Consider the following 21,267-nt stretch of genomic DNA (forward strand, 5'->3'; position numbering starts at 1 on the left):
CGCATGGTCGCCACCTGGTTGTCTCGGGAGTTCGGTGTCGAGTTCCCGATCCTCGGGGCACCTATGGGCGGGCGTGCCGGCGGCGCGCTCGCGGGTGCGGTGTCCGCTGCGGGTGGACTCGGCTTGCTCGGAGCGGCCAGATACAACTCACCGGAGTGGATCGAGGCGGAAGCGGCCATCGCCCGTTCCGTCGGCGGCCGCTTCGGTGTCGGCCTGATGACGTGGTCGCTGCCCGAGAACGAACTTCTGCTCGACGCCGCGATCGCGGTGGCGCCCACCATGATCACTCTGTCCTTCGGTGATCCTGCCCGGTACGTCGAGCGGGTGCATGCTGCGGGGATTCCCGTTGTCTCACAAGTCAACACACTCGAGGACTTGCGTGTGGTCGAGGCGGCCGGGGTGGACGCCGTCATCGCCCAGGGCGGTGAGGCCGGCGGTCACACCGGCCGGATCGGGACACTTCCGCTGCTGCAGGAGATCCTGGACTCGACGTCGTTGCCGGTGCTCGCCGCAGGTGGAATCGGTACCGGACGTGGCCTGGCAGCCGTGCTCGCGGCCGGCGGCGACGGCGTGATGATCGGGACGGCGTTGCTCGCCAGCCCGGAAACCGAAGGCCCGGAGTACGCCCGTGCCCGCGTCGTCGACGCCGGAAGTGCCGACACCGTGTACACCTCGGTGTTCGACCGGGCCCGCGCTCAGCCGTGGCCGCAGCGCTGGGGCGGGCGCGCCGTGACCAACGAGTTCACTGCTGCCTGGCACGGTGTCGACGTCGACGAGGACACCCTCGCAACGGCGTACGACCCGTCCGATCCGAACAGCGGCGTCGTCTACGCAGGCGAAGCTGTCGGCCTGATACACGAATCCCGTTCCGCCGCAGACGTGGTTGCGCGTATCGGGGCCGACGCGGAACGGCTTCTCAGTCGTTTCGCATGAGCGCCCCCGAAAGTTCTGCGGCGATTCTGCCGATGTGCGGCGCGCGCACGATAGATGCGTGATCACAGTCGACGCGTCGAATCGTCAGTTCCCCCTGGATGATTCGGTGCCACAGGTCGGGATCGTCGCCGTTGACCGCCGACTGGTAGACGACGGCGTCACCGGCCCACGGTTTCGGTCGATGCAGAAGCGCCACCCGCCGGCCCACTTCCTCCATGGCTCCGGTCTGGGCGACCGGATCGCGCTGGACGATACCGGCCAGGGGAAGTGCGAGCCGCCGCTTCCACAGTTCGGCACGGGTCAGGGGTTCCTCGGCGGCGACCACCGGAGGCGTGTGTTCCGGTGTGCGTGTGCCTTTGGTGACAGCAGGAGGCAGGAACGTGTCCAGCAGAACCAGAAGCTTCACCTGGCGTCCCTGCTCGGCGAGCCTGCGGGCCACCTCGACGGCGATGAGTCCGCCCAGCGAATGCCCGATCAGGACGTGCGGACCGTCCGGTGATATCCGGTCGATGTCGCGCAGATGGCGTCGGGCCGCCCGGGCGACCGTCCAGTCGGGGAGGCCGCGCTCCTCGAGTCCGAACGGCTGGAACGCGTACACGGGCTGATCGGCGGGTAGGTGGCTGGTGAGGGGGAGGAACGTCAGAGCCGACGCCCCGGCCCCGGTGAAGCACCAGAACGGCTCTCTGGTCGAGTTCTCCGGCACCCGCAGCGGCACCGTCGTCGTCGCTGTGCCGGAACCGATGCGCCGACGCCCTGTGCGTCCAGCTCGATCGACGCGGTCGGCGAAGGCGGCCAGCGACGGGCAGGCCGCGACATCGGCTGTGGTGAGCGTGATTCCCCGCAGCCGAGTGATCCGAGCAAGTACATCTTGGACCGCCAACGAGTCGCCGCCGAGTTCGTGAAAGTTCTCGTTTCGGCCTACCGCATCGAGAGTCAGTGCCTGGCACCAGATTTCGGCAATCTCGGACTCCGTTCCGGGGTGCGGTGGTTCGATCGGTCCGCGCTCCGGAGGTGCGAGAGCACTCGGGTCGACCTTGCCCCGCTCGGTGCGTGGCAGGTGATCGACCACCACGACGGATGTCGGAATCATCCAGGCGGGCAGCGTATCTACCAATCGTTGACGAAGCTGAGCGGGCGCGGGGGTGCGGGCCTGGTGGTCGGGAACCACGAACGCGGTGAGAACTGGAGAAGGGGTCTGGGGGCCGGTGACGAGCACGTAGGCTTCGGCGATGTCCGGGCTGCGCAGTAGCGCTGCCACGATCTCGGTGGTCTCGACGAGGTAGCCGCGAATCTTGAGTGCGCCGTCGCGGCGTCCGAGCAGGACCAGTCCGTCGCTCTCGTCCCACCGGCCACGATCGCCGGTGACGAACGTTCTGGTCCCGTCCGCGTGGTTTTCGAAAGCGGCGGCCGTGGTGGCCTCGTCCAGGTAGCCGCCGCACAGGTACGCGGACCGGACTCGAACCGTACCGTCCTGACCGAAGGCGACCGACTTGCCCGGAGCCACCACGCCGGCGGGGAGCAGCGTGTCGGGAAACGGCTCTGCAGGCGAGTAGTCGCGGTAGGCCAGGCCGCCGGTCTCACTCGACCCCACCCAGTTCGTGAATGTGGCCTCCGGAGCGAATGCTTCCCGGCCCGCTCGGGCATCCTTGCCGTGGACCGGTTCTCCGGTGGTGATCAGCCGTGTCAGGCGCGGCAGCGCTGTGGTGGTGCGAGCGGCCAACCCGCGCAACAGTGACGGTGTCATGACCACGATCTCGACGCCGGAGGCGTTCATCCACGGCAAGAGTGCGCAGACCTCGTCCTGCCGAGGGTCGTAGGCGAGAATCCGTGAACCCGTCATCAGACCGGCGAGCAGCACGTTCATTCCGGCGCCGAAGCTGATCGGCATCGTGGAACCGACGCGTCGCTGCGGTCCGAAACCGAAGCCGTCCTGCAGCAGGAGTGCGTCGCACAACCACATGTCGTTCGTGTGCTTGACACACTTGGGTTCGCCGGTGGATCCGGACGTGAATTGGTAACTCACCACGGCAGAATGCGATTCAGCTGGAGGGCGGTCGTGAGTCGCGTCGGTGGGGCGGGTGTCGGTGAAGACGACGTGCTCGCACACCGTGAGTGCGCGATCGTGATACTTGCGGTCCGATACCGCACCGGCGAACGGCAGGGTCCGCCGGATGTGTGCCACGCGGGGATCCGGAAGCTGTGGGTCGATCATCACCACGGGTCGCCGGCTCCTGATCGCTCCGACCACGGCTGTCAGGCTGTCCGATGACAGGTCCACGACGAATGCAATAGCACCCTCCGGGCCGGCGCGGAATCTGCTCTCCCACAGTGCGGATGCGGCGTCCAACTGCTCGTAGGTCAGATCGGCTTCCGGTGTGGAGAGCGCTATCCGATCTCCGAACTCTGCCGCTACGGTGCGGATGCGGTCGGCGACGGTGGTGTCGAGTGAGTCGAGGGAAAGGGGAGCGTAGCTCATGACGATATCCGTTTCGACGTGGTGTGCTGGTCTGTCGTGCGGAGGCCGGTTCGATCGAACAACGACTCCCATCGGGCTGCAATCGCGTGCGGTTCACGCACGGCGATGAACGCGCGTCCATGAGCTCCCAGAGCCTGACGGCGGTCGGAATCGAGAATCAGACCCCGAAGTTCGTCGGCGAGATCGGACGGGTCGTGAGATGCCGCCACCACGCCCGCGCGACCTTGATCGGACAGCTCCGAGATACCCGGCGCGGCCGGAGTGGAAACGAATGGCAAGCCGGCCGCCAGTGCCTCCGACAGGACGATCGGTAGTCCTTCGTGTCGGGAGGACATCGCGAACAGTGAAGCCGTCCGCATCATTGTTCCGAGATCATGTGATGCCGGGACCAGTTCGACGCAATCGTCGAGTCGGTGGCGAGTGATGGCGTGTGCGATCAGGTCGTGGTCGGGACCCGATCCGACGATCTTCAGGCGCCAGCCGGCGCGTACCGGCCCGACTCGATCCCACGCCTCGACCAGAACGTCGAATGCCTTCTGCTCGGTCAGGCGTCCGGCCGCGAGCACGAGTTTCTCTCGCGGAGCATGCAGGGGAACGGGCGGGGGCAGCAGTACCGGGTTGGTGACGACGTGTACCCGTGGTACTCCGGCCCGGCGGAACTGTTCGGCGTCGGACTCGGTGAGTACACACGTCGCCGCCAGGTGTGGCGAAGCCCATCGGATCCGTTGCAAGTCACCGTTTCTCGCGGCAGCATCGAAACAGTCATGGTACTGGCCGATGGTGCGTCCAGCGATGCCGGCGGACACGGCGTATTCGACCAGACGCCATTGGGTGAGCAGGAAGATCGGTGGGCGCGGTTGCGCGGCGAACAATCCGCGCAGCGCACGTACACCTCGTTTGCGTATCGTCAGCCCTCTGAGGTGGCCTCGGGCGGCGAGTTTCACGCCGCGCAAGGCCGTCGTGGGCTCGTACATCAACTCGCTCCGAACTGCGGACAGTCGATGTTCGACCAGGGTATGTGTGCTCGGTGCGCGGAACGGTCGGGTGGCAGGTTCGATGTCCACAAGTTCGACGTGGTGCCCGCGTTCGGTGAGAGCGTCGGCGAGAACCCGCACGACGGTCTGGACGCCCCCCAGTTCGTCGAGGCTGTCCATGCCGATGACGATTCTGTTCACATCGATCCCCTGTTCGACGTGGCGGGTCTGTAGATCGATCGCAGAAAACCGGTCAGAGGAACAGCGATGACACAGGCCGCCGCCACCTCGACCGACAGGTAGACGATGCCGATCGCTTGGAGTCCCCACCACGGTGTGGCAAGCGATATTCCGCCGACGATGCCCACGGCCGTCGTCCATTGCACGGCTGTGGCCAGGCGCAGTTTCCGGTGTACCCGGGCCAAGGCCGAATAGACGGTCATCAGGGCCACGAACGGCAATGTCAGTGCCATCAGTCGAACCAGTCCGCCTGCTGCGGCAGCATATTCGGAGCCGAAGGCGCGCAGTATCAACGGTCCGAAAGTCAGCAGGAAGGCGCTCCCACCGACGCCTGCCGCGAAACAGACACGCATGAATCGTGTTGTCGCATCTGCCGAGCGGTCGCTCTCGGCGGCTACCGCGGCAATGTACGGGGCAGCGGTACTCCCGATCAGGATCGCGATGGTGGAGACCAGTAGCCAGCACATGTTGAAGAAGGCGTTCGCCTCGGTGCCGAGAGTGCCTACCACCACCAGCGGCACGGTCAGTGGCACCAGCACGCCGACCACTGTCATCGCATACGTGCCGATGAAGTAGTGCCAAAGTTCGCGTCGGGGGGGAAGCCGAGGTGGGCCGCCGGCATGATCGACGACCGGCCGGACCACCCGAAACCAGATGACCGCGGTGACGGCAGCGGCCGGGACGACCCACACCGCGACGAGGATTCCCCAATTTGCCAGGGCGAGAGCGAAAACCGCAACGGCAACCAATTTGGCCACGGACTGGGAGATGTTCTTCACAGCGATGTGGCGTGCGCGACGTAGGCCGATCAGGATCGGATCGAGGAGTGCGAACAGCGACAGCGTGACCACGCAGAGCGGGAACCACGCCAACGCCGTCCAGGAGCCGAACAGGCGTTCTCGCGGCCCGACGACTACGAGGCCGATGCCGAGTAGCACAGCCAGTGCCGTGGTCGTGAGGAGCCCGGCGCGGATGGATCGGTGCGTCGACCGGCCTGCCAGCGGTAGGAACCGCTCGTAGACGCTACCGAGATTCACGGTGGCCAGTGTGGCCGACATGGTCGCGGCGGAGATGATCGCCGACGCCCGACCGACGTCGCTGACGGTGAACCCTCGTGCGGCTACGGTCCAGAACAGGAATCCCAGGATTCCGGTCATCGCGCTCGACGTCATCACGGCGGCCAGGTCGAGTTCGAGACCCAGTTTGCCGAGCCCCGATTTTTCGGGTCCGTGTTTGTTGTCGCGTCGTGTGTCGTGACCGACTTTCTGCGCAGTCGGGTCTATGTCCACGGGCCGACCAGAGTCATCGAGAAACCTCACTAAAGTCACATTTGAGCCAAATCAAAAAATTAGAATAGGCTTACCTTAGTTTTAAATCAAGTGACCCTGTACGCTGCGAAGGTCCTGCCGACGCCGGCGTCGGACGCGGGAACATTCGGCGTGAGATCGTTAGGCTGCGCTAATCGACGGGGAGTGCCGGTGGGTTGGACGAAACTCACGTTCGTGGTCCTGCCAGGAGCTCTGGTCGTCGGCGCGGCGGGTGCGCGTCGTCGGAAGTCGGACAAACCGATCGATGGCTGGACCGTCACCGTCGGTCACGAGTTCGGCAGCACCACGGTCAGCGGTACCCCGACACGAGTAGCGGCTGCGAGTAACCAATTTCTCGGCGTACTGCTCGAGCCCGTCGGCTACCTCTCGGCTGGACGAACGGGTGACGATCGCGGCCGCTAACCCTGGCAGGGTGGCGTCGACGAGACGGCGACAGAGCTCGATCGGGCAGCAGTGACGCAGATCGGAGTGCCACTGCAGGTCGGGGAGATCGCAGCGCTGAATCCGGATCTGATTCTGGAGTCGTTCGTGGTCGACTGATCGACCACGATGCACTCGATCAGTCGACCACGATCGCCCCCACCGTCGCCGCGCTGTCCGACGTGCTGATAGATCCGTGGCAGGCACAGGTAGAAGTGCACGGCCGCATACTCGACAAGGAGTCGGACGCCGACCACATCATCGGTACCACCCACGGTGGCCTCGACACCATGGCGGCGCGACTGCCCGGCTGGACGGGCAGGACGGCGGTGCTGTCGCAGATCGTGTTCGCCACGAAACAGGTGGTGCTCGTCGCCGATCCCGACGGCGGCGACTCGACGGTGTTCGAGCAACCGGGAAGGTCGTCGCCGCCCAGGATCGTCGTCGAAGCCGGAGCTACCGGCGGTCGGTTGCTCCCGAGCCGGGAGCGCCTCGATGCGTCGACCGCGGACGTGACGGTTCTACTACCCGACGGTGGTTGCAACATGCCGTCGTCGCTGTCACTGAAGTTCGACCTGGACGCGATCATGGCGGCGCTGGAAGCGATAGCCTGCTGACCTGCTGTGCGCCTTTGTCAACCCCCGGTGGTTGACAAAGGCGCACAGCAAACTCGGTCAGGTCGCGTTGTGCGCAGGTTGGAATGCCCCGGCTTCCGCGGCCTCCTCGGCCCGGATGACGTGAACAACAGCATTGATCAGGGCCAGGTGTGTGAACGCTTGCGGGAAGTTGCCCAGGTGTCGTCCGGTGTGGGCGTCGATTTCCTCCGCGTAGAGCTTGAGTGGGCTCGCGAATCCGAGCAGGCGCTCGCACAGGTGCTTCGCGCGATCCAACTCGCCGATCTCGACGAGTGCGGAGACCAACCAGAACGAACAGATCGTGAACGACCCCTCCTCGCCTTTCAGCCCGTCGTCGGTGGTGTCGACGCGGTAGCGCAGCACCAAGCCCTCTTCGGTGAGTTCGTCCGCGATCGCCAACACGGTGGCGCGAATGATCGGATCGTCGGCAGGCAGGAATCGCAGCAGCGGGGCCAACAGCAGCGACGCGTCGAGAGAGTCGTGTCCGTAGCGCTGGGTCAGAACCCCGCGCGAATCGACACCGTGGGCGAGGATGTCCGCCTTGATCTCGTCCGCGATGACCGACCACTGCTGGGCGAAGCTCTTCTCGCCCTGCATCTCGGCCAGTTTGACCCCGCGATCGAGGGCTACCCAGCACATGATCTTCGAGGACGTGAAGTGCTGCGGTTCGCCGCGCACCTCCCAGATGCCGCGATCGGGCTGACGCCAGTGCTTGACGGCTTCCTCCACCTGTTTCTTCAGCAGCGGCCACAATGCTTCCGGCACCCGCTCCCTGGTGCGGACGTGCAGGTACACCGAATCGAGCATGGTGCCCCAGATGTCGTGCTGCTGTTGGTCGAACGCGCCGTTGCCGATGCGCACCGGGCGCGCGCCGTCGTAGCCGGAGAGGTGATTGAGTTCGGTTTCCTCGAGCGTGCGTTCACCGCCGATCCCGTACATCACCTGCAGCGGGTGTGGTTGACCGTTCGCCGAACTCGACACGTCGTAGATGAAGTTGAAGAAATCGTTCGCCTCGCGGTCCAGGCCGAGGGTGTAGAGCCCCCACAGCGCGAAGGTGGAGTCGCGAACCCACGCGTAGCGGTAGTCCCAGTTCCTTTCCCCGCCAGGGGTTTCCGGAAGCGAGGTCGTCGAGGCGGCCAGTAGCGCACCGGTCGGTGCGTATGTCAGACCCTTGAGGGTCAAGGCGCTGCGCTGCAGATACCCACGCCATGGATGGTCGGGGAACTTTCCGATCGTGACCCACTCGCGCCACGACTTGGACGTCTGCCACATCTTGTCGGCGGCTTCGTCGAACGTCTGGGGAGCGGGCAGGTCGGACCAGGACAGCGCAACGTACACGTTGTCACCTTCGACCAGCCGGGTTCGCGCCCGGGCTTCGCGGCCTTCGAGGCCCAGCCTCAGGTCGGTAGTCAGTCGCAACGTCGGTTGATCGCCGGACTTCTTGGATCGACAGGTTGCGGTCGCCTCTTCGTAGACCTTGCCGGTGTACTCCCAGTGGGCTGTTCCCCGGTGGTAGTCGAACGCCGGTTCACAACTCATCTCGAGCTCGACGGTGCCGCTGACGCACTTCACCGTCCGCAGCAGCGTGTGCTCGGCGTCCCAGTCGGTGGGAGTGCGCTTGTGCGTGTTGGATCGCTTGTCGACGTTGTGCCAGGGGCCCAGGACCAGAGCGTCGCGGACCACCAGCCATCCGGTTTCGGTCTGCCAGGTCGTCTCGAGGATCAACCCGCCCGGCAGATATCGACGCGCGGCCGGGACGTTCTGCCCGTACGGGCCGATGCGGAAATGGCCGGCGCTGCGATCGAGGATCGAGCCGAACACGCTGGGGGAGTCCGGTCTCGGGACGCACATCCATTCGACGGAACCGTTGCGGGAGATCAGGCAGGACGTCTCGCAGTCGGACAGGAATGCGTAGTCGTCGATCGGCGGGAAACTGCTTCGGTGGTGACCTGTCGATCCGGAAGGGACGGTCTGCACCACTTCGTCGTCAGCACTCATGCGGTCATCATCCGGCGAGAACCGGGCACCGTCCACTCCACACGCTGACAGGACTCGAAGTATCGAAGGATAGGCTGGTCGACGTGGATCGGATTGCGAATTGGTGGGACGGCTTCGAGCTGTGGATGGCAGGGTTGCCGTTCATCCCTCAGGTCGCGCTGATGCTCGTCGTCCTGGTCCCGCTTTGCCGGCTGGTAGCCGCAGTTCTGGACCGAGCACTTGCCGCGCTACTAGCCCTGCCGCCGTTCGGATGGCTGCGTGAGAACTCGACAGAAGCAGAGGAAAACTGAAATGCCCCGCTCACGAGTTACGCTCGCCCTGATTGCATTGATCGTCCTCGTCGTCGTCGCGTGGCTGCTGACGCGCTGAATCCGCCGACACACAGTTTGCTCGATTAGAGCCCAGGCGCGGGCTCTGCTAAAGTCCACCGCGTGTCACTAGCCGCAGCACCCCAGATCCGCCACGAGTTGGCGTTGATTGCTGTCGGCATTCTCGACGTCGCCGACGTCGCCTGTTGTTGATTCCCTGAGCTCGATTGTTCGACGGCGCGCTGCGCCCCGATCGAGCTTCTCGGCGCGTTGTCGCGCCTGCCCACGGTTCGTGCCGTCGGCTCTTGCATGTCCGTAATTCCTCGTGGATTCAGCCCCACGGTTCTCGACACTCTCGGTTCCTCAGTCCCTTGAAGGAAGGTATCTGCACATGAAACGCCGTTCCCGCACAATTTTCACCGCACTTGCGACCATGGGGGCCGTGGTACTCACTGCGTGCAGTGGTGGCGCGAGCGATACCGCCGGTGGTGACGGTGCATCCTCCGACGGCAGTGGGGGCACGATCAACCTCTTCGCCTACGCGGTGCCCAAGCCGGGCTTCGACAAGCTGATCCCCGCCTTCAACGAGACGGACGCCGGTAAGAACGTCAACTTCAATCCTTCGTACGGTGCATCGGGTGACCAGTCCCGCAAGGTCAAGGACGGCGCGGCAGCGGATTTCGTCAACTTCTCGGTCGAACCCGACATTACTCGCCTCGTCGACGCCGGTTTGGTCGACAAGGACTGGAACCAAGACGCGTACAAGGGTATTCCCTTCGGGTCGGTTGTGACTATCGTCACTCGTCCGGGTAATCCCAAGGGCATCAAGGATTGGGACGACCTGCTCCAGCCCGGACTCGAGGTGGTCACCCCCAACCCGTTCAGTTCGGGTTCGGCCAAGTGGAACCTCCTTGCTCCGTACGCAGCCAAGAGTGAGGGCGGCAAGGATCCGCAGGCCGGTCTCGACTACATCAGCAAGCTGGTCACCGAGCACGTGAAGATCCAGCCCAAGTCCGGTCGCGAAGCGTCGGAGGCGTTCTTGCAGGGTAGCGGCGACGTTCTGATCAGCTACGAGAACGAGGCGCTCTTCATCGAGGGCAACGGCGATCCCGTCGAGCACGTCACTCCGCCCACGACGTTCAAGATCGAGAACCCGGTCGCTGTGATCTCGAACAGCAAGAACAAGGAAAAGGCGACAGCGTTCAAGGACTTCCTCTACACCGCCGAGGGCCAGAAGCTCTGGGGCGAGGCCGGTTTCCGTCCGGTCGACCCGGCCGTCGCCGCACAGTTCGCGGACAAGTTCCCGGAACCCACGACGCTCTGGACGATCGATGATCTCGGTGGCTGGTCTGCCGTGGACAGCTCGCTGTTCACCAAGGACACTGGTTCCATCGCAGTGATCTACGACAACGCCACCAAGTAAGAAGCGACGTGACTGCCACAGTTGACACCACCCCCGTGACCAAGCGCCGAAGAATCGCGCGGGTCACGGGGAGTGTGGGGCCGTTGGGGATCGGTGTAGCCACACTGTGGCTCTCCGTCATCGTCTTGTTGCCGCTCGCGGCATTGACCGTGACGTCGTTCGAGGACGGGATTTCCGGATTCTGGGATGCGGTGACAGCGCCCGTCGCGCTGGCATCCCTGCGTGTGACGCTCACCGTCTCGGTGATCGTCGCGCTCGTCAATGTCGTGATGGGCACCATCATCGCGTGGGTACTGGTACGCGACGAGTTCCCGGGTAAGCGCGTCGTCAACGCGATGATCGACCTGCCGTTCGCGTTGCCGACCATCGTCGCGTCGATCGTGCTGCTGTCCCTGTACGGGCCGCTGTCTCCGATCGACATACAACTCAACGGCACGCAGCCGGGCCTGATCGTCGCGCTGGCCTTCGTCACCTTGCCGTTCGTGGTGCGTTCGGTTCAACCGGTGCTGATGGAGGTCGATCGCGAGGTCGAGGAGGCGGCGGCGTCACTCGGCGCGTCCAACTGGACGATCTTCCGTTCGGTGGTCCTGCCGACACTGGCACCGGCGATCATCTCGGGTGCCGGGCTCGCCTTCGCTAGAGCGATCGGTGAGTACGGTTCGGTGGTGCTGATCGGCGGAAACATCCCGCGCGTGACGCAGGTGACATCGCAGTACATCCAACAGCAGATCGAAATCGATCGTCCCACCAATGCTGCCGCAGTGTCGGTGGTGTTGTTGCTGGTCGCCTTCGTGGCGCTCTTCGTGCTGCGGATCTTCGCCAGTCGTGGGCAGCGCAGAGAGGAGAGGTCCTGATGCATGTCACCCGTACTTCTCGGATCGGCTTGCGCACCGTCGCATTGCTCTACCTGTTCGTGCTTCTGGTGGTGCCGATCGCAGTCATTCTGACGCGCACCTTCGAGAACGGCATCGGACCCTTCATCGATTCCATCTCGACGCCGGCCGCAATTTCCGCTCTGAATCTGTCGCTGCTCATCGTGGCGATCGTGGTGCCCATCAACGTCATATTCGGAGTCGTCACCGCACTTGCTCTGGTGCGTGGTCGGTTCCCGGGCCGGTCGGTACTGCAGTCGGTGGTAGACCTGCCCTTCGCGGTCTCGCCGGTGGTCGTGGGTGTGTCGTTGATTCTCCTGTGGGGTGTGAACGGATGGTTCGGTGGTATCGAATCACTCGGTTTCAAGGTGATCTTCGGATTGCCCGGCATGGTCATCGCGACGATCTTCGTCACGCTGCCCTTCGTCGTTCGTGAGGTCGAACCAGTGCTGCACGAGATCGGCGACGAACAGGAACAGGCCGCGGCCACCCTGGGGGCGTCCGGGTGGCAGACGTTCTGGCGGATCACGTTGCCGGCCATCCGGTGGGGACTGACCTACGGGATCGTGCTCACGGTGGCGCGATCGCTCGGTGAATTCGGTGCGGTGATCATGGTGTCCTCCGGATTCCCCGGTGTGTCCCAGACTCTGACTCTGCTCGTGCATTCACGCTACATCGACGATCACAACACCTTCGGAGCCTACTCGGCAGCGACGCTGCTGATGGGTATCGCCATCATTGTCCTGTTGCTGATGACGCTGCTGGACCGTAAGAGGAGCACCACATGATCACAGTGACAGGGGCGCGCAAGAACTACGGTGACTTCGCAGCGCTCGACAACGTGTCCATCGAGATTCCGGACGGTTCACTGACGGCCTTGCTCGGCCCCAGTGGTTCCGGCAAGTCGACGCTGCTGCGGTCGATCGCCGGTCTCGAGGAACTCGATTCGGGAACCGTCACCATCGCGGGCAAGGATGTCACCGGCGTCACACCGCAGAAGCGTGACATCGGTTTCGTGTTTCAGCATTACGCCGCGTTCAAGCACATGACGGTGCGTGACAACGTCGCGTTCGGGCTCAAGATCCGCAAGCGCCCGAAGCCGGAAATCGAGAAGAAGGTCAACGAACTCCTCGAGATCGTCGGGCTGGACGGATTCCAGCACCGTTATCCGGCCCAATTGTCCGGTGGTCAGCGTCAGCGGATGGCGTTGGCGCGCGCGTTGGCGGTGGATCCGCAGGTGTTGCTGCTCGACGAGCCTTTCGGTGCACTCGACGCCAAGGTTCGTGCCGATCTGCGCACCTGGCTGCGACGGCTGCACGACGAGGTTCACGTCACCACCGTTCTGGTCACCCACGATCAGGAAGAGGCACTCGACGTCGCGGACCGAATCGCGGTGCTGAACAAGGGTCGGATCGAGCAGATCGGGGAGCCTGCCGATCTGTACGATCGACCGGCCAACGATTTCGTGATGTCCTTTCTCGGTTCGGTGGCCAAGCTGAACGGGCAGTTGGTTCGTCCGCACGATATTCGTCTCGGCCGTGATCCCAGCTTGTCCAAGGCGCAGGAGGCAGGTACCGCCGAATCCCTCGGAATCACGCGGGCGACGGTCGAGCGTGTGGTTCACCTGGGCTTCGAGGTTCGGGTGGATCTGCGGAACGAGGCAACGGGCGAGCAGTTCTCCGCTCAGGTCACCAGAGGGGACAGCGAGGCGTTGCATCTGCAACCGGGGGAGACCGTGTACGCCAGGGCTACCCGCGTGCCCGATCTTCCGGAGACTCCGGTGCCGGCAGAGCTGTCCGACGAGTCGCAGGCACCGGTGGTGGCCGTCGTCGGCCGAGGATGAGGATCGCGACGTACCGACGTTGCTGTTCCTGATCGGTCAGGATGGTTCTCGCTCACCAGATGTGAGCGAGAACCGCCGACGTCCGTCGGTGGCGAGAAGCGCGACCGGAATCGAACGATTCGAGTTCGAGCGTGGGCCGGACGTTCGGTCGGCACGTGTGCGAGGTTCGACTACGTGCGGGCGGGTAGGGCGTTCCGGTCATCGGTGTCGACGACCGGATTGCCGGTGTCGCCGTGTGTGACGGGCAGGAAGACCATGAGGTGGCCGCTCGAAGGATCGAGCGGCCACCTTTCCGTACTTCAGCGGCCCGGTAGCGGGCGCTCGGGTATCGAGGGTCGCGAAAGAGGCTGACGTACACGCCTTTTCGCGCTCGCGTACACGTGTGCGGTCTCGCGGGCAACCTCGTGCCAGTCGAAGTCGGATGTCAGCCGAGCGCGGGCGGCGACGGCCCGAGTGTGTGCACCCTCGGGATCGTCGAGTAGTTCTCGGACTGCCGAGGTGAGCCCGGCCACGTCGCCGGGTTGGAAGGACAAGCCGGTCACACCGTCGACGACGGCTTCCCCGAGTCCTCCGGCGGTGGAGGTGATCAGCGGTGTGCCGGCGGCGGCGGCCTCGAGGGCGATGATGCCGAACGGCTCGTATCGTGACGGTAGGACGATGGCATCGGCCCCGTGCAGCCAGCTCAGAAGTTCGGTGTGGTCGAGGTTTCCGAGGAAGTCGACGGCGCGTGCCACCCGATGGGTGCGGGCCTGTTGGTAGAGCCAGGTGAACTGGGTTCCCTCGCCGGCGATCGACAGTGTGGTTCCGGGGTGGCTGCGCCGGATTCGTGGCAGCGCCGCAATGACGTCCTGTACGCCCTTTTCGTATTCGAGTCGGCCGACGAAGAGCAGTTTCGGGGGGCCCGACCGCGGCGCTCGTTCTCGAAAGTTCCAGGTGGTCAGGTCGATTCCGTTGCGAATGACGGTGACCGGCGGCAGAGTCGGTCCGTAGAGTTTGGTGACCTCTTCCTCCATGGACGTCGAACACGTGATGAGGGCGTCCGATTCGTTGGCCAGCCACCACTCGACCGAGTGCACCTGGCGGTTGATCCGACCCGAAATCCAGCCGCTGTGGCGTCCGGCCTCGGTGGCATGGAGCGTGGAAACCAATGGCACGTCGTAGAATTCGGCCAGCGCGATGGCCGGGTGGGCGACAAGCCAGTCGTGGGCGTGTACGACGTCGGGTTGCCAACCCTCGCCGACTCCCGGCTTGTGCAGTGCCACCCCGGCGCGCACCATTGCATGCCCCATCGCGAGCGTCCACGCGAGCATGTCCTCCCCGAAGACGAAATGGGCAGGGTCTTCGGCGACGGCGACGACGAGCACGCCCTCGCAGATGTGCGTGAGCGTCGGATGTGTGGAGGCGTCGGTGCCGGAGGGTCGCCTCGACAGGACCACCACTTCGTGGCCGGCCGCAGCCAGTTCGGTGGCCAGATGGTGCACGTGCCGACCGAGTCCGCCGACCACCACCGGCGGGTACTCCCACGAAACGATCAGAATTTTCACGAGGGACGTCCGTTCGCCGACGTGGGACGGCTCAGTTCGGTCTCGGGCAGTCGGCGCGCATCGAGCCCGGGGAAGAGTCCGTCGGCACGGTTCCAGCCCTCGGCCAAGCGGATTGCCGCAGAGTCCTTGCCCGAGACGAGTGCCTCGGCGATTTCTCGTGTCGCATGGGCGTGTTTGTGCGCTCGCTCGCGTGCGTATCCTGCGGCCGAATCCTTGCTCACCATGAACGCCCAATCGCTCGACACCGTCATCAGTGTCTCGCGAAGTATCTGATCGTTCACCCGGTTTCGCAGTTCCGGTTGTCCGGGAGCGTTGTCGTGTCCACGTGACTTGTCGACGGCGGTCAGCGCGGTGTCGACCACTTCGGCGTTCAGTTGGACGAGATCTGCGACCTGGTCGCCGGCCCACACCCGCCAGTCCTTACCCGAGCCCCAGGACGAATCTTCCAGTTGCACAGGCGTACCCACGTATCCAGCGGCCTTGGCATCGGCGAGCGTTCCGACGCGGATACCCGCTTCGGGAAGCGCGCGAAGGAGCTTCTCGAGCCACTGCGGGCCTTCGTGCCACCAGTGGCCGAACAGTTCGGTGTCGAAGGCGGCGACGACGAGAGCGTCACGCCCGATTCTGGCGGATTCGCTGCGCAGACGCGCCCGTACGGTGTCGACGAAGTCGGCGACGTGTTTGTCGACGGCGACGGCGGCGAGCTCGGGATCGTACGGTGCTTTGTCTGCGGAGTCGACGGTTCGCCCTGTCACTCGCGACGGCTTGAGTCCGGTCTCGTGATCGTAGGTGTGGAAGTCGCGGTAGGCGGCATGTCCGGGATAGCCGGATTTGGGGGACCAGACGCGGTAGCTGACCTGAAGATCTCGGCCGAAGGCGATGACGTCGGAGTCGCGGACCGGCCGGCCGAGGGACGTGTCACCGCGCAGGGCAGGCCCGTCCACCATGAAGTGCGTGACTCCGGCTTCGGCGTAACCGCGTTCCATACCGGGGGTGTAGCCGCATTCGGGTCCCCAGATGCCGGTGGGGGTGTGCCTCCAGCGGGTGTGCGCGTCGGCGAGCCCTTCGCGTAGGGAGAATGCGCGCAGTCTCGGGTCGAGCAGGGGTTGGAAGGGGTGCGCGAGAGGCCCCCCGAGGAGCTCGAACACCTCGCGATCGATGAGATCCCGCAATACCGGTGATCCCCCGTGCTGCCAGTGTGTTTCGAAATCTGCGAGTGCGGCGGCCGATGCCCGGTGTTCGCGGGCGCCGAGCTCGCGGTGTGCGGAGTCGGGCATTGCGGCGGCTTCGTGGGCGCGGATCTGCCAGTTGCCGAGCCAATGATGCATACCGGCCAACGAGTGTGGATCGTCGAGTTGGGCTGCGAGTACCGGGGTGATTCCGAGCGTGAGCAGGCGTGATCGGCCCTCGTCGGCGAGGCGTCGTAGCGCTGCCGCCAGGGGAATGTACGAGCCGGCCCACGACTGGTAGAGCCATTCCTCGCCGACCGGCCACCGGCCGTGGTTCGCGAGCCACGGCAGGTGGGAGTGAAGAACCAGGGCGAACATTCCCGGTTCGGTGACGGGCGGGTCAGCTCTCACCGGGCGGGATCTTTCACCGCGATGGCGACGAGGTCGAGGCTGGCGTCGATGTCCGGTTCGGCAAGGAGGAAGTCGTCGACGGTGATGCCTTCGACGTCGCGGGTGAGGTCGGCAGGCCAGGGCTCGCCGGCGAGAGCACGGTCGATCTGGGCGTCGATGAACGAACCGCCGTGTGTGGCGTCGAGTTCGCGCAGGCGCGGCCCGTGATGCACACCGGTCATCAGCTGGACCCGAAATCCGGCGTCTTCCAGCAATTCGGTCATTTCCGCGGCGTCGAGTTCGCGAGTGTGGAAGGGGTTGAGCGGCGTGTCGCGGCCGGGAGAGAAGGTGATTCTGTTCGGGGTACTGATGAGAAGTTCGCCGCCGTCGTCGAGGACGCGGAAACATTCGCGCAGAAATTGACCTTGGTCCCAAAGATGCTCGATCACCTGGAAGTTGACGACGACGTCCACCGACTGATCGTCGAGCGGAAGCTCGGCCAGGTTGCCGTGCAACATATGCACGCGGGGGTATCGGGCGCGGACGTGTTCGACGGCCGAGATGTCGTAGTCGAGTCCGGTCACTTCGGCCGCGACATCGGCAATCATGTTGGCGCCGTAGCCTTCTCCGGATCCTGCTTCGAGAATTCTACGGTTGGTGCAACGCTCCAGCAGGGCGCGGTAGACCACCTCGTGTCGCCGGAACCAGTAATTTTCCTCGGGGATTCCGGGGACCGTTCGCTCGCCGGTCAGGGGTAGCGGTGCGTCCTCGTGGTTGCTGACACTCGTTTCACTCACCCGTGCGAGATTAGTGCCAACGGAGTAGAACGTGTTCGCGGTGGTCCAGATCACAGCATTGTTTTCCTGTTCGTGCCGTTATGGTGGTTGAGGTTCCACGTTAAGTTACTCACGGGTAACTTAACGTGGGGTAATCTAACGCACAGCCGGCGCGCGGCGATCATCGAGGCACCACATGCTCGCCTCCACGCGCAGCAGCACAGACGATTCAACAGGTGAAATACGCACAGGAGGTCGACGAAGACCCATGACGAATATCGTTGTTTTGATCAAGCAGGTTCCCGATACGTGGTCCGAGCGCAAGCTGAGCGACGGCGATTACACGCTCGACCGTGAAGCCGCCGACGCTGTGCTCGACGAGATCAACGAGCGCTCCGTCGAGGAAGCGCTTCTGATCAAGGAAGCCCAGGGCGGCGAGGTGACAGTGGTCTCGGCCGGTCCCGACCGCGCCACCGACGCCATTCGCAAGGCTCTCTCCATGGGCGCCGACAAGGCTGTCCACATCAACGATCCGGCACTGCACGGTTCCGACGCCATCCAGACGGCGTGGACGCTCGCTGCCGCGCTCGGGCAGATCACGTTCGAGAACGACGCCGCTGCCGATCTGATCATCGCCGGTAACGAGGCCACCGACGGCCGGGTCGGTGCAGTACCGGCGATCATCGCCGAGTACCTCGGCATTCCGGCGCTCACTCAGCTCCGCAAGCTCGTGGTCGCAGACGGCAAGGTCACCGGCGAACGTGAAACGGACGAGGGCGTTTTCGGCCTCGAAGCATCGCTGCCCGCAATCGTCTCGGTCACCGAGAAGATCAACGAGCCGCGTTTCCCCTCCTTCAAGGGCATCATGGCCGCGAAGAAGAAGGAAGTTCTCGTCTACACGTTGGCCGAGCTCGGAGTCGATCCGGAGATCGTCGGCGCGGCAAACGCGTCCACGACCGTCACGTCGTCCACCCCCAAGCCCCCCCGCACCGCTGGTGAGCGCATTGCCGACGAGGGAGACGGTGGCACCAAGATCGCTGCATACCTCGTCAGCAACAAGATCATCTGATCGCGCCCTCAAGAGAATCAACCAGCAGAAGAACTCAGGGAGAGTCACGTCATGGCAGAAGTACTTGTGCTCGTCGAGCACGCAGAGGGTGCACTGAAGAAGGTCAGCACCGAACTCCTCACCGCAGCTCGCGTGCTGGGTGAGCCGTCCGCCGTCGTCGCGGGTCCGGCAGGCACGACGGCCAAGCTGGCCGACGCGCTCGCCGCGGCCGGCGCCGAGAAGATCTACGTCGCCGAGTCCGACGACATCGAGAACTATCTCGTCACCCCCAAGGTCGACGTGCTCACCTCGATCGTCGAATCGGTCAGCCCGGCAGCAGTCATCGTCGCCGCCAGCATCGAAGGTAAAGAGGTTGCCGGTCGTCTGGCCGCGCGTCTGGCATCGGGTCTGTTGACCGATGTCATCGACATCAAGGCAGACGGCACCGGTGTGCACTCCATCTTCGGTGGCGCATTCACCGTCGAGGCCACCGCCGGCACCGATGTTCCGGTCTACTCGCTCCGTCCGGGTGCCGTCGAGGCCGCACCGCAGGCCGGCGCGGGCGAGCAGGTGACCATCGAGGTTCCCGCCCAGGAAGAGAACGCCGTCAAGGTCACCTCGCGTGACCCGATCGTCGGTGGCGATCGTCCCGAGCTCACCGAAGCCAACGTCGTCGTCTCCGGCGGGCGTGGCGTCGGCAGCGCGGACAAGTTCTCCGTCGTCGAGGAGTTGGCCGATTCGCTCGGTGCCGCAGTCGGTGCTTCGCGTGCCGCCGTGGACTCGGGTTACTACCCCGGCCAGTTCCAGGTCGGTCAGACCGGCAAGACGGTCTCGCCGCAGCTGTACATCGCGCTCGGCATTTCCGGTGCCATCCAGCACCGGGCCGGCATGCAGACGTCCAAGACCATCGTCGCGGTCAACAAGGACGAAGAGGCACCCATCTTCGAGATCGCCGACTTCGGCATCGTGGGCGACCTGTTCAACGTCGCTCCGCAGCTCACCGAGGCTGTCAAGTCCCACAAGGGCTAGAACCACCTGCTGTGCGCCTTTGTCAACCGCCCGCGGTTGGCAAAGGCGCACAGCGCTTTATTCACCCGCCTTGCACCAGGCTGCCACTTCGGCGACACCCCGGCGACTTTCGCACTCGGTAAACCTGGCGCATGACAATTACGTCTGTCCTTCGCCCCGCGAGCGACGATCTCGGCCGTGACGCCGCCCAGCCGAGATATTCACTGATCGTCTCCTCCGACCGTGAACACCGAGTTGCCGCGCAGCAGCTTCGGTACCGGGTGTTTTCCACCGAACCAGGCTTTTCCCTCCCCGAGTCCGCTGCGGAACTGGAACTCGATGCGGACCACTTCGACGAATTCTGCGACCACCTACTCGTCCGGGACAACTCGACGGGCGAATTCGTCGGCTGCTACCGGATGCTTCCTCCCGATTCCGCAGTGGCTGCAGGCGGGTATTACACCGCAACGGAATTCGACGTCTCGGCGTTGGACCCGGCGGGTAACCGAATAGTGGAGATGGGTCGTGCGTGCGTCGATTCCGCGCACCGTAACGGATCCGTCCTCGGTGCCATGTGGTCCGGAATCCTGCACTACCTGGAACTGACGGGATTCGAATGGGTGATGGGCTGCGTCTCCGTGCCCGTCGTCGCGCGCCCCGGTGCGATACCGGGCTCCGATGTTCGCGGCGTACGAGATTTTGTCATGGCGCGTCATGCCGGTCCGGAAGATCGACGGGCTGTCCCGCATAACCCGGTGGTGCTCGGCGGCCTGACTCTCGACCAGATCGCTCCACCGGAGCGGGTCACGATGCCGCCCCTGTTACGGGGATACCTGCGAATGGGATCGACCATCTGTGGGGAACCGGCATACGATCCAGAGTTCGGGGTCGCCGATTTTGTTGCGCTGCAAGGTCTGCACTCGGCGAACAAGCGGTACCTGGAACGGTTGCGGGCGGCAGCGTCGGTAGCCGACGCAATGATCGCCCGATGACCACGACGGTGCCGTACTGGGTTCCGTCGAGCCCGTGCGGCGACGGCTGTCTGCCGGCGGAGGCGTCGAGCGTTTCCGGCATCACCGTCGTGGCCCGTACCGCTCTCGTTGGTGTGGCATTGGTCACAGCGCCTGTTCTGTCGGCAGGCTGGTTGCTGCCGCCGACGTGGCGTACGGGAATGCAGCGGTGGTACTCGAGAATCCTGCTTCGATGCCTGGGAATGAAACTGACCGTGCAGGATCATCGGTTGGGGCGGCCGAAGCCCGCCGGAGTCATGGTGGTGTCCGGGCACGTGTCCTGGACCGACGTACTCGTCGCGTCCGCGGTTGCGCCCGCCAACTTCGTCGCGCGTGCCGATCTTCTCGAATGGCCGGTCCTCGGATCGTTGGCCCGTCGCATGCGGGTGGTGCCGATCGACCGATCGAAACTGCGGGAACTCCCCTCGATCGTCGACCAGGTGCGCGGTCGTCTGGAGCACGGTGCGCGAGTGATGGTGTTTCCCGAGGGCACGACGTGGTGTGGACGTGCGTACGGCGGATTCCGTCCGGCGATGTTCCAGGCCGCCGTCGACGCCCAGTGCCCGGTGCAGCCGATGGCGATCCGTTATGCCAATGCCGATGGTTCGTTGTGTACCGGTCCGTGTTTCGTCGGCACCGAGAGCATCGGAGCGTCGATTCGACGAATCCTGCGTCAGAAGAACGTCGAGGTGAACGTGCGTTTGGCTCCCCTCGAGGAGGCGGGTGAGTGCCGTCTCGATCTGGCCGAGCGGTGTGAGCGGGCCGTGCGTGGCACCGACACCGTCGACCTGGCCGCCCACGACATCGACGATCCGGAAGCGACGGACCGGCGTGTCGCGTCGGCAGTGCGGGCAAGCGCCGCGTAGGACAGC

The 21,267-nt window shown here is 64.6% G+C and carries 20 protein-coding genes; 13 read left to right on the top strand and 7 right to left on the bottom strand.

Annotated elements, in window-relative coordinates:
- Positions 1 to 3: 3 nt before the first annotated feature.
- On the top strand, positions 4 to 933 hold the full coding sequence (locus tag ABH922_RS06715) for an NAD(P)H-dependent flavin oxidoreductase (RefSeq protein ID WP_424806174.1): 930 nt from the start codon (positions 4 to 6) through the stop codon (positions 931 to 933).
- Here ABH922_RS06715 and ABH922_RS06720 read toward each other — a convergent pair.
- From ABH922_RS06720 to ABH922_RS06730, 3 genes are read right to left on the bottom strand one after another with little or no spacing between them, the layout of a single operon-like run.
- Complete coding sequence (locus ABH922_RS06720; protein ID WP_424806175.1) at positions 917 to 3,409, bottom strand: alpha/beta fold hydrolase; 2,493 nt, start codon at positions 3,407 to 3,409, stop codon at positions 917 to 919. The genes ABH922_RS06715 and ABH922_RS06720 overlap by 17 nt on opposite strands.
- Positions 3,406 to 4,584 (bottom strand): glycosyltransferase, encoded by a 1,179-nt coding sequence (locus ABH922_RS06725; protein WP_424806176.1) that lies wholly within the window; start codon positions 4,582 to 4,584, stop codon positions 3,406 to 3,408. The genes ABH922_RS06720 and ABH922_RS06725 overlap by 4 nt, the downstream gene beginning before the upstream one ends.
- Complete coding sequence (locus tag ABH922_RS06730) at positions 4,581 to 5,912, bottom strand: lipopolysaccharide biosynthesis protein (RefSeq protein ID WP_424806177.1); 1,332 nt, start codon at positions 5,910 to 5,912, stop codon at positions 4,581 to 4,583. The genes ABH922_RS06725 and ABH922_RS06730 overlap by 4 nt, the downstream gene beginning before the upstream one ends.
- 189 nt (positions 5,913 to 6,101) lie before the next feature.
- Between ABH922_RS06730 and ABH922_RS06735 the strand changes: the two genes are divergently transcribed.
- Together ABH922_RS06735 and ABH922_RS06740 are read left to right on the top strand one after the other, a co-directional pair.
- Positions 6,102 to 6,353 carry a hypothetical protein gene (locus ABH922_RS06735; RefSeq protein ID WP_424806178.1) on the top strand — a complete coding sequence of 84 codons (252 nt, stop codon included), beginning with the start codon at positions 6,102 to 6,104 and terminating at the stop codon, positions 6,351 to 6,353.
- 200 nt (positions 6,354 to 6,553) lie between these two features.
- Positions 6,554 to 6,988 carry a hypothetical protein gene (locus tag ABH922_RS06740; protein ID WP_424806179.1) on the top strand — a complete coding sequence of 145 codons (435 nt, stop codon included), beginning with the start codon at positions 6,554 to 6,556 and terminating at the stop codon, positions 6,986 to 6,988.
- Between the two features lie 57 nt (positions 6,989 to 7,045).
- Here the strand turns inward: ABH922_RS06740 and ABH922_RS06745 are convergent, their stop codons facing one another.
- A complete protein-coding gene (locus ABH922_RS06745; RefSeq protein ID WP_424806180.1) occupies positions 7,046 to 9,004 on the bottom strand; it encodes a glycoside hydrolase family 15 protein in 1,959 nt (652 codons plus the stop codon).
- A gap of 83 nt (positions 9,005 to 9,087) precedes the next feature.
- On the opposite strand from ABH922_RS06745, the gene ABH922_RS06750 reads away from it, so the two are divergent.
- The 6 genes from ABH922_RS06750 (at position 9,088) to ABH922_RS06775 (ending at position 13,450) form a co-directional block, all read left to right on the top strand.
- Positions 9,088 to 9,294 carry a hypothetical protein gene (locus tag ABH922_RS06750; RefSeq protein WP_424806181.1) on the top strand — a complete coding sequence of 69 codons (207 nt, stop codon included), beginning with the start codon at positions 9,088 to 9,090 and terminating at the stop codon, positions 9,292 to 9,294.
- 141 nt (positions 9,295 to 9,435) lie between these two features.
- Positions 9,436 to 9,525, top strand: coding sequence for an Ms4533A family Cys-rich leader peptide (locus ABH922_RS06755; RefSeq protein ID WP_424806182.1), 90 nt, complete (start codon positions 9,436 to 9,438; stop codon positions 9,523 to 9,525).
- A 178-nt stretch (positions 9,526 to 9,703) separates the two neighbouring features.
- A complete protein-coding gene (locus tag ABH922_RS06760) occupies positions 9,704 to 10,735 on the top strand; it encodes a sulfate ABC transporter substrate-binding protein (protein ID WP_424806183.1) in 1,032 nt (343 codons plus the stop codon).
- A gap of 8 nt (positions 10,736 to 10,743) precedes the next feature.
- The gene (gene cysT / locus ABH922_RS06765) at positions 10,744 to 11,589 is read left to right on the top strand and encodes a sulfate ABC transporter permease subunit CysT (protein ID WP_424806184.1); all 846 of its coding nucleotides are present in this window, start codon (positions 10,744 to 10,746) and stop codon (positions 11,587 to 11,589) included.
- Positions 11,589 to 12,395 (top strand): sulfate ABC transporter permease subunit CysW, encoded by an 807-nt coding sequence (cysW, locus tag ABH922_RS06770; protein WP_424806185.1) that lies wholly within the window; start codon positions 11,589 to 11,591, stop codon positions 12,393 to 12,395. The genes cysT and cysW overlap by 1 nt, the downstream gene beginning before the upstream one ends.
- Positions 12,392 to 13,450, top strand: a complete 1,059-nt coding sequence (locus ABH922_RS06775; RefSeq protein WP_424806186.1) for a sulfate/molybdate ABC transporter ATP-binding protein — start codon at positions 12,392 to 12,394, stop codon at positions 13,448 to 13,450. The genes cysW and ABH922_RS06775 overlap by 4 nt, the downstream gene beginning before the upstream one ends.
- Positions 13,451 to 13,749: 299 nt before the next feature.
- Here the strand turns inward: ABH922_RS06775 and ABH922_RS06780 are convergent, their stop codons facing one another.
- The 3 genes from ABH922_RS06780 to ABH922_RS06790 are packed head-to-tail and all read right to left on the bottom strand — an operon-like array spanning position 13,750 to position 17,350.
- A complete protein-coding gene (locus ABH922_RS06780; protein WP_424806187.1) occupies positions 13,750 to 14,994 on the bottom strand; it encodes a glycosyltransferase family 4 protein in 1,245 nt (414 codons plus the stop codon).
- The gene (locus ABH922_RS06785; RefSeq protein ID WP_424809590.1) at positions 14,991 to 16,541 is read right to left on the bottom strand and encodes a 1,4-alpha-glucan branching protein domain-containing protein; all 1,551 of its coding nucleotides are present in this window, start codon (positions 16,539 to 16,541) and stop codon (positions 14,991 to 14,993) included. Before ABH922_RS06785 ends, ABH922_RS06780 begins: the two co-directional genes overlap by 4 nt.
- Before the next feature lie 29 nt (positions 16,542 to 16,570).
- On the bottom strand, positions 16,571 to 17,350 hold the full coding sequence (locus ABH922_RS06790; RefSeq protein WP_424806188.1) for a methyltransferase domain-containing protein: 780 nt from the start codon (positions 17,348 to 17,350) through the stop codon (positions 16,571 to 16,573).
- A gap of 247 nt (positions 17,351 to 17,597) precedes the next feature.
- On the opposite strand from ABH922_RS06790, the gene ABH922_RS06795 reads away from it, so the two are divergent.
- The 4 genes from ABH922_RS06795 (at position 17,598) to ABH922_RS06810 (ending at position 21,261) form a co-directional block, all read left to right on the top strand.
- Positions 17,598 to 18,398 (top strand): electron transfer flavoprotein subunit beta/FixA family protein, encoded by an 801-nt coding sequence (locus ABH922_RS06795; protein WP_424806189.1) that lies wholly within the window; start codon positions 17,598 to 17,600, stop codon positions 18,396 to 18,398.
- 51 nt (positions 18,399 to 18,449) lie between these two features.
- Positions 18,450 to 19,406, top strand: coding sequence for an electron transfer flavoprotein subunit alpha/FixB family protein (locus ABH922_RS06800; RefSeq protein WP_424806190.1), 957 nt, complete (start codon positions 18,450 to 18,452; stop codon positions 19,404 to 19,406).
- A gap of 131 nt (positions 19,407 to 19,537) precedes the next feature.
- Positions 19,538 to 20,377: a GNAT family N-acetyltransferase gene (locus ABH922_RS06805; RefSeq protein WP_424806191.1), complete on the top strand. Its 840-nt coding sequence runs from the start codon at positions 19,538 to 19,540 to the stop codon at positions 20,375 to 20,377.
- Positions 20,374 to 21,261, top strand: coding sequence for a lysophospholipid acyltransferase family protein (locus ABH922_RS06810; RefSeq protein ID WP_424806192.1), 888 nt, complete (start codon positions 20,374 to 20,376; stop codon positions 21,259 to 21,261). Before ABH922_RS06805 ends, ABH922_RS06810 begins: the two co-directional genes overlap by 4 nt.
- Positions 21,262 to 21,267 lie beyond the last annotated feature (6 nt).

Origin of the sequence: Rhodococcus sp. 27YEA15, from assembly GCF_049739425.1 — a bacterium.
Taxonomy (GTDB): Bacteria; Actinomycetota; Actinomycetes; order Mycobacteriales; family Mycobacteriaceae; genus Rhodococcus_F.